Source organism: Serratia sp. CY84636, assembly GCF_052166245.1.
Taxonomy (GTDB): domain Bacteria; phylum Pseudomonadota; class Gammaproteobacteria; order Enterobacterales; family Enterobacteriaceae; genus Serratia; species Serratia nevei.
This window is the reverse complement of record NZ_JBJNOX010000003.1, coordinates 1-10,738: the sequence shown is the minus strand read 5'-3', so window position 1 is coordinate 10,738 and position 10,738 is coordinate 1. Positions and strand designations below refer to the sequence as shown.

The 10,738-nt window shown below is 59.5% G+C and carries 10 protein-coding genes and 2 pseudogenes; 6 read left to right on the top strand and 6 right to left on the bottom strand.

Annotated features, from left to right (window positions below; translation table 11 throughout):
• From ACJ8QI_RS14290 to ACJ8QI_RS14280, 3 genes and pseudogenes are all read right to left on the bottom strand, one after another.
• Positions 1-799, bottom strand: a pseudogene (locus tag ACJ8QI_RS14290) (transketolase); the annotation flags it as partial.
• A gap of 18 nt (positions 800-817) precedes the next feature.
• Positions 818-1,768, bottom strand: a complete 951-nt coding sequence (gene tal / locus ACJ8QI_RS14285; protein ID WP_142110331.1) for a transaldolase — start codon at positions 1,766-1,768, stop codon at positions 818-820.
• Positions 1,769-2,026: 258 nt separating this feature from the next.
• Complete coding sequence (locus tag ACJ8QI_RS14280) at positions 2,027-2,620, bottom strand: lytic polysaccharide monooxygenase (protein WP_004936574.1); 594 nt, start codon at positions 2,618-2,620, stop codon at positions 2,027-2,029.
• A 404-nt stretch (positions 2,621-3,024) separates the two neighbouring features.
• Between ACJ8QI_RS14280 and ACJ8QI_RS14275 the strand changes: the two genes are divergently transcribed.
• The gene (locus ACJ8QI_RS14275) at positions 3,025-3,966 is read left to right on the top strand and encodes a LysR family transcriptional regulator (protein ID WP_038881234.1); all 942 of its coding nucleotides are present in this window, start codon (positions 3,025-3,027) and stop codon (positions 3,964-3,966) included.
• Between the two features lie 85 nt (positions 3,967-4,051).
• On the opposite strand, the gene ACJ8QI_RS14270 is transcribed toward ACJ8QI_RS14275, so the two are convergent.
• Positions 4,052-5,551 carry a glycosyl hydrolase family 18 protein gene (locus ACJ8QI_RS14270; RefSeq protein ID WP_060439255.1) on the bottom strand — a complete coding sequence of 500 codons (1,500 nt, stop codon included), beginning with the start codon at positions 5,549-5,551 and terminating at the stop codon, positions 4,052-4,054.
• 293 nt (positions 5,552-5,844) lie between these two features.
• On the opposite strand from ACJ8QI_RS14270, the gene ACJ8QI_RS14265 reads away from it, so the two are divergent.
• The 5 genes from ACJ8QI_RS14265 to maeB all read left to right on the top strand — a co-directional run bounded on the left by ACJ8QI_RS14265 (position 5,845) and on the right by maeB (position 9,579).
• The gene (locus tag ACJ8QI_RS14265; protein WP_004936551.1) at positions 5,845-6,171 is read left to right on the top strand and encodes a phage holin, lambda family; all 327 of its coding nucleotides are present in this window, start codon (positions 5,845-5,847) and stop codon (positions 6,169-6,171) included.
• Positions 6,161-6,562 (top strand): M15 family metallopeptidase, encoded by a 402-nt coding sequence (locus ACJ8QI_RS14260; RefSeq protein WP_019453868.1) that lies wholly within the window; start codon positions 6,161-6,163, stop codon positions 6,560-6,562. Before ACJ8QI_RS14265 ends, ACJ8QI_RS14260 begins: the two co-directional genes overlap by 11 nt.
• Complete coding sequence (locus tag ACJ8QI_RS14255) at positions 6,559-6,930, top strand: hypothetical protein (RefSeq protein ID WP_442532705.1); 372 nt, start codon at positions 6,559-6,561, stop codon at positions 6,928-6,930. The genes ACJ8QI_RS14260 and ACJ8QI_RS14255 overlap by 4 nt, the downstream gene beginning before the upstream one ends.
• 4 nt (positions 6,931-6,934) lie before the next feature.
• Positions 6,935-7,084 carry an Rz1-like lysis system protein LysC gene (lysC, locus tag ACJ8QI_RS14250; protein WP_442532704.1) on the top strand — a complete coding sequence of 50 codons (150 nt, stop codon included), beginning with the start codon at positions 6,935-6,937 and terminating at the stop codon, positions 7,082-7,084.
• Positions 7,085-7,299: 215 nt separating this feature from the next.
• A complete protein-coding gene (maeB, locus tag ACJ8QI_RS14245; protein WP_336842876.1) occupies positions 7,300-9,579 on the top strand; it encodes an NADP-dependent oxaloacetate-decarboxylating malate dehydrogenase in 2,280 nt (759 codons plus the stop codon).
• 50 nt (positions 9,580-9,629) lie between these two features.
• Here maeB and mmuM read toward each other — a convergent pair whose 3' ends face one another.
• Together mmuM and ACJ8QI_RS14235 are read right to left on the bottom strand one after the other, a co-directional pair.
• Entirely contained in the window at positions 9,630-10,568 is a 939-nt protein-coding gene (gene mmuM / locus ACJ8QI_RS14240; protein ID WP_142110322.1) for a homocysteine S-methyltransferase, read from the bottom strand.
• A pseudogene (locus tag ACJ8QI_RS14235) lies at positions 10,558-10,738 on the bottom strand (S-methylmethionine permease); the annotation flags it as partial. The gene mmuM and the pseudogene ACJ8QI_RS14235, both read right to left, overlap by 11 nt.

The following is a 10,738-nucleotide window of genomic DNA, read 5'->3' as shown; positions in this document are numbered from 1 at the left end:
CGCCCAGCGCGGCGCCGTGCACGTCATGGGTGCCGGCCTTGTTCGGCGAACCGAAGCCGATAACGGTCTTGCACATCAGCAGCGACGGCTTGTCGGTCACCTTGCGGGCTTCTTCAATCGCGGTCTTGATGGCGTCCGGGTTGTGGCCGTCGACGTTACGCACCACGTGCCAGCCGTAGGCTTCGAAGCGCAGGGCGGTGTCGTCGGTGAACCAGCCGTCGACGTGGCCGTCGATGGAGATGCCGTTGTCATCGTAGAAAGCGGTCAGCTTGCCGAGCTTGAGGGTACCGGCCAGAGAGCAGACTTCGTGCGAGATGTCTTCCATCATGCAGCCGTCGCCCATGAAGGCGTAGGTGTGGTGGTCAACGATATCGTGGCCCGGGCGGTTGAACTGCGCCGCCAGGGTGCGTTCGGCGATGGCGAAGCCGACGGCGTTGGCGATGCCCTGGCCCAGCGGACCGGTGGTGGTTTCAACGCCTGGGGTGTAGCCGTACTCCGGGTGCCCTGGGGTTTTGGAGTGCAACTGACGGAAGTTTTCCAGCTCGCGCATCGGCAGGTCGTAGCCGGTGAGGTGCAGGAGGCTGTAAATCAACATGGAGCCGTGGCCGTTGGAGAGCACGAAACGGTCGCGGTCAGCCCAGTGCGGGTTAGTCGGGTTGTGGTTGAGGTAGTCACGCCACAGGACTTCGGCGATGTCCGCCATGCCCATAGGAGCACCCGGGTGGCCGGAATTTGCTTTTTGTACGGCGTCCATGCTGAGTGCGCGGATGGCGTTGGCAAGCTCTTTACGAGAAGACATAACGAAACTCCAGTACGGTTACAGTTGAGCGACCAACATGTCTTCCAGCTTCTGCTGGTCGACGGCGAACAGGCGAATGCCTTCGGCGAGTTTTTCCACCGCCATGGCGTCCTGGTTGTGCAGCCAGCGGAACTCCGCTTCAGCCAGCGGGGCAGGTTGATGGAAGCCCTCGGTAGACGGGGTCAGCTTGCGCTCGACCGGCTGGTCGCTGTTTTTCAGCTGTTCCAAAAGGTTTGGTGCGATGGTCAGGCGATCGCAGCCGGCCAGCGCCAAAATCTGCTCAACCTTACGGAAGCTGGCGCCCATGATCACCGTCTGGTAACGATGACGCTTGTAGTATTCATAGATGGTACGCACCGACTTCACGCCCGGATCCTGATCGGCATCGTAGTCGGCGGCAGGCTGTTTGGCCTGGTACCAGTCATAGATGCGGCCGACGAACGGCGAGATCAGATACACGCCGGCTTCGGCGCAGGCGCGGGCCTGGGCGAAGGAGAACAGCAGCGTCAGGTTGGTGTTGATGCCTTCTTTTTCCAGCTCTTCGGCGGCTTTGATGCCTTCCCAGGTGGAAGCCAGTTTGATCAGGATGCGCGATTTGTCGATGCCTTGTTCCTGATACATGGCGATCAGCTTGCGCGCTTTGGCGACGCACATGCCGCGATCGAACGACAGGCGGGCGTCCACTTCGGTGGAGATGCGGCCCGGCACGCTTTTGAGGATCTCGACGCCGATATTGACCGCCAGCTTATCGCTGGCGTTGATCAGCTGGGTTTCCTTGCTGCCACCCTGGCGGCGGGCATATTCCAGCGCTTCGGCGATCAGCGCTTTGTACTGCGGCAGCGCGGCGGCTTTCAGGATCAGCGAAGGGTTGGTGGTGGCGTCCTGGGGTTCGAACTGGCGGATGGATTCGATATCGCCGCTGTCGGCGACCACCGTGGTCAGCTGCTTGAGTGCGTCTAATTGATTCATTAATAAGCTCCTTGACCAAGCTCAACGTAGGGAAATGAGAACCTTTTTCATCATAGGGGGAACACACTGCATCATCGGGTCGGGAATGAAAATGCGCTTTTTCTGATTGTTGCGATGGATAATAACAATGAATGCCGAATAAACCCAGGCGGGGCGCGGCTTGCGGCGGTGGCAGGCGAAGGGGGCGGTAGCGCAAGAGCCAAAAAAAGAAGGGTTCAGCGCCAGGCTGAACCCTCAAAGATCGTCTCATTTGGCCGATTATTTGCTCAGGTTGACATCGATCGCCTGGTAGAAGGCGTTGGCGGTGTCGGCTATATCCCACACGGCAAGGATCACGTGCGAGCCGCTGCGGTCTGCCGGTATATTGCACTGGTGGGTCACCTGTGCGGCTGGGATGGCGCCGCCGTCGTTGAACTGGCAGAACGGCGTCAGGTCAAAGGAGGCGCGGGTCAGCGGCTGGGAAGCGTCCCAGTTCGGTTTGGTGATGAAATAGCGCCAGCTGGTGGTGCTGTGACGCGCGGTCAGCTTCCAGGTAAAGGAGTTTGGGCCGGTTTTCAGGTTGAGCTTGTTCCAGCGCGTCGGCGTTTGCTGATCCAGTTCGAAGAAGGTGGACTTGTCGGCGCTGGCGATATGGCCGTCAGCCGGACCGGCCTGCGGGAAGCCTTTCAGGCCTTCGACGCTCTGCGGTTCATACTGCACGCTGCCGCACTGGGTGTTGAGCTGCAGTTTGCACTGATAGGCACGGCTGGCCGGCGATTCGACGTAACCGTGGGCATTCGCCTGTTGCGAAACGCCGAACATGGCCGCGCTCAGCAGGCCCAGAGAAAGCAGGGTACGGGAAGTTTTGTTCATAAGTCACTCCTGACTGAAATTATGTTGTAAGTTGAGCGTATTTCACCGACAAAATGAGAGGCTAATAACGCAATTAGAAATAACCCTGTTTGTCGGCTTGTTTTATTTTTATCATTCTGGTTGTGCAGCAGAGCGGAATGTTTTAGCGGCTATTAACGAAAATTATTATGATGACGATCTTTGATCGTTAGGCTGAATTTATTTAACTGTCACAGTGTAAAAGCACGGCGCTATGATGAAATTTATATCATGTAGTGATGAATAGTATTTAAGATAGCGCTCTCATTTATGAAGTATATTGCTTGTTGCCTTGAGTACCCTTGTTCGACTTGATCGATTTTTGTGCGCCACCACCTCGGGAATTTAGTGTCATTTTTCTTATTTTATTTTAAAGAGGAATTTGTATGACTAGATTATCCCTGGACGCGATTAAAATAATCAGCACCATCAAGAGCACCGGCTCTTTCTCTATGGCGGCGGAGGCGCTGCATAAAACGCCTTCGGCGATCTCTTATCGGGTTTCCAATATTGAAAGCAAACTCTGCGTGAAACTTTTTCATCGCAATGGCCCCATGATTACCCTGACGGATGAAGGGGAATTTCTCCTGCAGGAGGGCAGCTGGATATTAAATGCGGTGCAGGATTTGGAAAGTCGGGTAAGAAACATCCCCAAGCTGGACAATAATATCCGCCTGGCGGTGGACACCTTCTTCCCGCTGGAGACCCTGACGCAGGATATCCGCGACTATATTCAGCATTGCCCGAACGCCAATATCTCGGTGCAGCGGGAAGCGTTGAACGGCACCTGGGATGCGCTGAAGAACAACCGGGCGGACCTGATCATCGCCATCGGCCAAATTCCCGACAGCGTACAGGCCAAAACCCTGATGCTCGGCAAGCTCAACTTCGTGCTGTGTGTGTCGCCTTCGCACCCTTTCGCGGCGCAGAGAAAGCCGGTGTGCAAGAAGCAGCGCTTGAACGACATCGTGGTGGTGATCGCCGACAGCAGCCATGAGCTGCCAAAACGCAATCACGGCACGCTGCCTCTGCAGCGCCAGCTGGTGGTGTGCGATGTGGAAAGCAACCTGGCGCTGCTCAAACGCGGCATCGGCCACGCTTTTCTGCCGCCTGCGCTGATCGAAAAGGAATTGGCCAGCGGCGAACTGGTGACGGTGCCGGTGGAGATGCAAAAGGGCGACGAAATGATTTGGCTGGCGTGGCATCCGGCCAGCAAGGGCGCCGGGTTTAGCTGGTGGCATGAGCGGCTGACGCGCAAAAGCGATGTCTACAGCCTGATGGGCCGCGAAGTGGTGCGGGATGGCGGTTATCCATGGTGCCATAACTGAAGGAATAGAGACGAAGGGACGCGAAAATCAAACGGTTAACTCAATGAAAACCCCGCAGCGTTCGGCTACGGGGTTTTTTTATGGCTTACGCCACGCGGCCTACCTTCAGCCAGGCGCTGTCGGAGCCGGGCGCCGAGGTGATATAGCCCCACTTGGTCTGCCAGACGTAACCCTGATAGGACACCAGCGCGCCCTGCGCGTAAATGGTGCCCGGCACGTAGGCCGGTGCCGTCATGATCGGCAGGTTGCCGGGGCCGACGCCGGTGTAGCGCAGGCCGGTGCCCATATCCAGCTGGCTGTCGTCGTAGTCCGCGGCGTTGAAATAGCGATCCAGCGCGGCCAGCAGATCGCCGTTGCGGTTGTCTTGCCCCAGATGCCAGAACATCACGCCGCCCAGCTGCTGCTGCTTGATGTACTTCGCTTTGTATTTGAAGCTTTCGGCATCGTCATAGGTGACGAACAGCCCGTTCTGCGCATGATACAGGTAAGGGGTTTTGGTCTTGTCGTTCCACAACCGCTGATAGCCGTAGTTGCCCTGCAGCATCTGCTCCAGCTGGCGATAGGAGGCGATGCGCGGATCTTTGTCGCGCACGCACTCTTCGCAGCCCACCAGCCAGTAGTCAGTGCTCGGATACGGATCTTCGCCCGGCGTGCTGTGGCTGCTGTACTGGCCGCCGTTGCTGCCGCTGACGCCTTTGAAGGCGCGGCCGTAGAAGGGGACGCCCATCACGATCTTGGCGCTCGGCACGCCTTCCATCATCAGGTGTTGCTGCACCGCGGCGTCGACCGTCAGGCTGAACGGGCTGGGGAAGGCGCGGGTCAGCTCTTCCCAGCTCCAGCCCAGATTGGCTTCGCGCAGCGCGTTGTAGAAGGTCGGCCCGGCCGCGTCGCCGAACAGCGCCGCCTGGTGGTTGGTGATCTTCTCCCAGGGGCCGGCCAGATCGTAGGTCATCAGGTTGATGTAATCGAGCGGCGCGACGATCTGCGCCAGCTTGCTGTAATAGCGCGACAGGAAGAAGGCGCCGCCGGCGCCGGCGATGGTCAACTGATACGGCAGCGCCTGGCGGCCGTCGGCGACGGTTTGCTGATTCAGCAGGGTGCGGATCTCTTGCAGCGCGGCGATGAAACCCTCCACTTCTGAGGCCTGCGGGTACTCCCAGTCGATGTCCACGCCGTCGAAGCCGTAATCCTTCATGATGCGCACGCAGGATTGGGCAAACTTGGTGCGCGACGCCGGGGTTTTCACCGCGTTGACGTAGTTGGCGTGCGACACGCCCAGATCGTTGGAGTAGTACCAGCCGCCGATGGAGAACATGATGCGCAGGCTGGGGTTGTGCGCTTTGAGCGCGGTCAGGCGATTGACCACATCACGCGCCTTGGCGTCGTTGGTGGCCGGATCCCAGGCGCATTCCAGATTGCTGTTGATGTCCAGGAACGAGAAGTTGATGTGCGTCAGCTGTTTGGCTTTGGCCGGCGTGATGTTGGAAACCGGGAACGGCACGACGGACGTATCGGACTCGGTGTAATTATTGATTTGGTTGGTTGGAATAAAATAATACCCAATAACGGCTTTGCGTGTGGACATGATATTTCTCCAGAGTGGATGTTTTTATGATGGGGAACTATTTCCCGCAGCCATTAATGTTTATTTTTGGTGAAAACAAAAGTCGAAATAAATCACGATAACAATGAATTTTTATTCACTGCCGTACACATTGGCGGTTATGCGTTGTGCCAGCGCTCAGCATGAATGAATTTGACCATAGGGTCTGTATTTATTCATTTGCTTTGTCATAGCATCCTTAACTAGATTCTGATTATCCGATGTCCCACCGGCCGTGATTGGCATTTAATTAAAAATAAAAAAGGAGATGAGCTATGTCCAGCATAGAGCCTGACGCTGTTGGCTTAATAGTCCAGCGAGTATGTGAATATCTTCAGCCGGTATTAAACGCCATTTTGGCCGGCGTAATGGCGTTATTGCACGGCGCCTATCGCAACGTGGGTATTCGGCGGCGTTTATTGAATGCGGCGATGTGCGCGTTATTGGCCTGGACGGTGCGCGATGCGCTGGCGCTGATGGGTCTGGAATTAAAGTGGGCGAATTTAGCCAGCGTACTGATTGGCTTTATGGGGGCGGATTACATTAACGCCTTAATTAAGAAATTCATTGGCAAAAAAACGGGGTTTAAAAATGTTAAATGACATCGAAGATATTCGTTTTACCGCCCGCAGCGAAGAGAACCTGCGCGGCGTACACCCGGATCTGGTGCGCGTTATTCGTTTGGCGCTGCGCTATTCGCTGGTGCCGTTCTCCGTCAGTGAGGGGCTGCGCAGCATGGCGCGCCAGCGGGAAATGGTGCGCGCCGGCAGCAGCCAGACATTACGCAGCCGCCATCTGACCGGCCACGCGGTGGACGTGGTGGCGATGCCGGCGGGCGTGGTCTCCTGGGAGTGGGATTACTACGCGCAGATTGCGGTGGCGGTGCGGCGCGCGGCGCGTGAATGCGGCATCAACGTTGAATGGGGCGGCGAGTGGAAAACCCTCAAGGATGGCCCGCACTTCCAACTGCCTTTCCGGGACTATCCGGCATGAGCGGTTGGCTGCAAAAACTGATGCAGGGCGGCTTGCTGCTGCTGTTGCTGGCGGCTATCTGCCTGGGTGGCTACAGCTCGCTGCTGTCGCACCAGTTGGCGTCTGCGCGGCAACAGGCGGCAGAGCTGCAGAAAAGCCTGGCGCAGCAGGCCGGGCTAATCGCCACCCTGCAGACTCAGGATGCGCAAAACCGTGCGCTGATGGCGGCGCAGCAGCGGCAGGAACGGCAGCTGCGCCAACAACACGAGGCTTATCAGAGGAAATACCGTGAAGCGATTAAAAACGATCCCTGCGCTGCTCAGCCTCTGCCTGGCGCTGTGCTTGAGCTCCTGCGCCCGGCCGCCGGCCGTGCCGCTGTTGCCCCCTGAGTCGGTGTTTGCTCCTTGTGAGCAACCGCAGCTGCAAGGGGAGACCTGGGGCGACGCGGTAAGCTATACCCTGGCGTTACAAACCTCGTTACACATTTGCGCCGGCCAGGTGGAGACGCTCAACGCCTGGCGCGCCACGCTGCCGCCACACTGACGGCGGCGTTTCTGTGCGCGTTCCACAGACCTTCTTTTTTTTACTTTTAAAACGGTCTTTCGGCCAAGGTTATGGCCCGCTTCAAAGTTTGTGATGTTTCTCTCACTATACTTCAAGGCTGCGCCCTGTCATTGTACTTGGGCGCCACGGCCCACGGCAGGGCGCAGCCTCAAAGCCTTACCTCAACATAAAAGCAAAAAACAAAGGAATCCATAATGGACGAACAGCTCAAACAGAGTGCCCTTGATTTCCATCAGTTTCCTATCCCAGGGAAGATCCAGGTTTCCCCCACCAAACCGTTGGCGACCCAGCGCGATCTGGCGCTGGCCTATTCGCCGGGCGTCGCCGCGCCTTGCCTCGAGATCGCCGAAGATCCGTTGGCAGCCTACAAATACACCGCGCGCGGCAACCTGGTGGCGGTGATTTCCAACGGCACGGCGGTACTGGGTCTGGGCAATATCGGCGCGTTGGCCGGTAAGCCGGTGATGGAAGGCAAGGGCGTTTTGTTCAAGAAGTTTTCCGGTATTGATGTGTTTGATATCGAAGTGGATGAGCATAACCCTGACAAGTTAATCGACATTATCGCCGCGCTGGAACCGACCTTCGGCGGCATCAACCTGGAAGACATTAAGGCGCCGGAGTGTTTCTACATCGAACAGAAACTGCGTGAGCGCATGAAGATCCCGGTGTTCCACGACGACCAGCACGGCACGGCGATCATCACCACTGCGGCGGTGCTCAACGGCCTGCGCGTGGTGAAGAAGAATATCTCCGACGTACGCCTGGTGGTGTCCGGCGCCGGCGCGGCCTCCATCGCCTGCCTGAACCTGCTGGTGGCGCTGGGGCTGCGGCAACAGAACATCACCGTTTGCGACTCCAAGGGCGTCATCTATAAAGGCCGCGACGCCAATATGGAGCAGACCAAAGCCGCCTACGCCATCGAGGATAACGGCCAGCGCACGCTGGGCGACGCCATCCCGAATGCCGACATCTTCCTCGGCTGCTCCGGCCCGGGCGTTCTGACGCAGGATATGGTGAAAACCATGGCGCGCGATCCGCTGATCATGGCGCTGGCCAACCCGGAACCGGAAATTTTACCGCCGCTGGCCAAAGCGGTGCGCCCGGACGCCATCATCTGCACCGGCCGCTCCGATTACCCGAACCAGGTGAACAACGTCCTGTGCTTCCCGTTCATTTTCCGCGGCGCGCTGGACGTGGGCGCTACCACCATCAACGAAGAGATGAAGCTGGCCTGCGTGCATGCCATCGCCGATCTGGCGCTGGCGGAGCAGAGCGACGTGGTGGCTTCCGCCTATGACGACCAGGATCTCTCCTTCGGTCCGGAATACATCATTCCGAAACCGTTCGATCCGCGCCTGATCGTCAAGATCGCGCCGGCGGTAGCCAAGGCGGCGATGGAGTCCGGCGTGGCGACGCGCCCGATCGAAGACTTCGACGCCTACGTCGAGAAGCTGGCGGAGTTCGTCTACAAAACCAACCTGTTCATGAAGCCGATCTTCTCGCAGGCGCGCAAAGAGGTGAAGCGGGTGGTGCTGGCGGAAGGCGAGGAAGAGCGCGTACTGCACGCCACGCAGGAGCTGGTGTCGCAGGGGCTGGCCTTCCCGATCCTGGTCGGCCGCCCGAGCGTGATCGAGATGCGCCTGAAAAAGCTGGGCCTGCAGCTGACGCCGGGCAAAGATTTCGAAGTGGTAAACAACGAGTCGGATCCGCGCTTTAACGAATACTGGGGCGAGTACTACCAGATCATGAAGCGTCGCGGCGTCTCGCAGGAACAGGCGCGCCGTGCGGTGATCGGCAACCCGACGCTGATCGCCGCTATCATGCTGCATCGCGGCGAAGCGGATGCGATGATCTGCGGCACCATCGGCAGCTATCACGAGCATTACGACGTGGTGAAGAACGTGTTCGGCTTCCGTGAAGGCGCGCACGTCGCCGGCGCGATGAACGCGCTGCTGCTGCCGAGCGGCAACACCTTTATCGCCGACACCTACGTCAACGACGATCCGACGCCGGAACAGCTGGCGGAGATCACCCTGATGGCGGCGGAAACCGTGCGCCGCTTTGGTATCGAACCGAAGGTGGCGCTGCTGTCTCATTCCAGCTTCGGCTCTTCCGACTGCCCGGCGGCGCGCAAGATGCGCAAAACGCTGGAGCTGGTGAACGAGCTGGCGCCGGAGCTGGAGATCGACGGCGAAATGCACGGTGACGCCGCATTGGTGGAAAGCATCCGTCACGATCTGATGCCGGACAGCCCGCTGAAAGGCTCGGCCAACCTGCTGATCATGCCGAACATGGAAGCGGCGCGCATCAGCTACAACCTGCTGCGCGTCTCCTGTTCGGAAGGGGTGACCGTCGGGCCGGTGCTGATGGGGGTCGCCAAGCCGGTGCACATCCTGACGCCGATCGCCTCGGTGCGCCGCATCGTCAACATGGTGGCGCTGGCGGTGGTGGAAGCCCAGACCGAACCGCTGTAAGCCCAGGTTGAATGACTGGCCCCCTGCGCCGTTGGCGCCGGGGGCTTTTTTTATGCCTTGCAGCGTGCGGCGATGGCGCGGATATCCTGCGGGGTGGTGCGGCAACAGCCGCCGATCAATTGCGCGCCGAGCGTGCGCCACTCCGTTGCCTGATCGGCCAGGCTGCCGTGCTCACCGCCGCAGGCGTGCCAGGTTTTGCTCACCGCATCGTAGTGCTCGCCGGAGTTCGGGTAGACCAGCAGCGGTTTGTCGGCCAGCGCGCCCAGCTGGCGCAGCGCCGGGGCGACCTTGTCCAGCGCGATGCAGTTGATGCCGATGGCCAGCACCTGCGGGTTGCCGCGCAGCGCGGACAGGACCTCCGTCAGCGGCGTGCCGTCGCTGAGATGTTGGCTGTCGCGCAGGGTGAAGGCGAACCAGGCGCCGAGCGTCGGGAATTCCTGCAGCAGCGTCAGCAGCGCCTGCAGTTCGGCGAACGACGGCAGCGTTTCGCAGGCCAGCAGATCGACGCCGGCGGCGGCCAGCGCGGCGAGGCGCGGGCGGTGGAAGGCGATCATGTCATCCTGCGCCAGCCGGTAGTCGCCGCGGTATTCCGAGCCGTCGGCCAGATAGGCGCCGTACGGGCCCACCGAACCGGCGATCAGCAGCGGCGCGGCCTGCGGGTGCGCGGCCAGATAATCGCGGCGCGCGCGTTGCGCCAGCTGCACGCTTTTGGCGATCAGCGCCAGCGATTGCTCCTGATCCAGGCCGCGGCGCAAGAAGCCCTGCGGCGTGGCCTGATAGCTGGCGGTGATGGCGCAGTGGGCGCCGGCGTTGAAATAATCGAGATGCACCTGATAGATAAGCTCGGGATTTTCAATCAGCACCTTGGCCGACCACAGCGGATCGGTCAGATCGCAGCCGCGCGCTTCCAGCTCGGTGGCCAGCGCGCCGTCCAGGATCAGCGTGGGGTGTTCGGCCAGCAGGCGGGCGACGGGGTTATTAACCGACATGTTGTTCTCCCAAAGCGGTTTTTTGCCCGGCGCGCCGGGTCAGGAAATAGGTGAGGTAGCACAGGGCGACGAACGGCAGGCCGCAGTAGAGCGCAATGCGCTGCTCCGGATCGAACGCCAGCCCGATGCAGGCCAGCAGGCACAGCGCAAAGCCGAGGATTGGCGTCAGC

Excerpts from the sequence above, each read along its gene's own strand:
- tal (WP_142110331.1), bottom strand. The coding sequence starts at position 1,768 with ATGAATCAATTAGACGCACTCAAGCAGCTGACCACGGTGGTCGCCGAC.
- ACJ8QI_RS14280 (WP_004936574.1), bottom strand. The coding sequence starts at position 2,620 with ATGAACAAAACTTCCCGTACCCTGCTTTCTCTGGGCCTGCTGAGCGCG.
- ACJ8QI_RS14275 (WP_038881234.1), top strand. The coding sequence starts at position 3,025 with ATGACTAGATTATCCCTGGACGCGATTAAAATAATCAGCACCATCAAG.
- ACJ8QI_RS14270 (WP_060439255.1), bottom strand. The coding sequence starts at position 5,551 with ATGTCCACACGCAAAGCCGTTATTGGGTATTATTTTATTCCAACCAAC.
- ACJ8QI_RS14265 (WP_004936551.1), top strand. The coding sequence starts at position 5,845 with ATGTCCAGCATAGAGCCTGACGCTGTTGGCTTAATAGTCCAGCGAGTA.
- ACJ8QI_RS14260 (WP_019453868.1), top strand. The coding sequence starts at position 6,161 with ATGTTAAATGACATCGAAGATATTCGTTTTACCGCCCGCAGCGAAGAG.
- ACJ8QI_RS14255 (WP_442532705.1), top strand. The coding sequence starts at position 6,559 with ATGAGCGGTTGGCTGCAAAAACTGATGCAGGGCGGCTTGCTGCTGCTG.
- maeB (WP_336842876.1), top strand. The coding sequence starts at position 7,300 with ATGGACGAACAGCTCAAACAGAGTGCCCTTGATTTCCATCAGTTTCCT.
- mmuM (WP_142110322.1), bottom strand. The coding sequence starts at position 10,568 with ATGTCGGTTAATAACCCCGTCGCCCGCCTGCTGGCCGAACACCCCACG.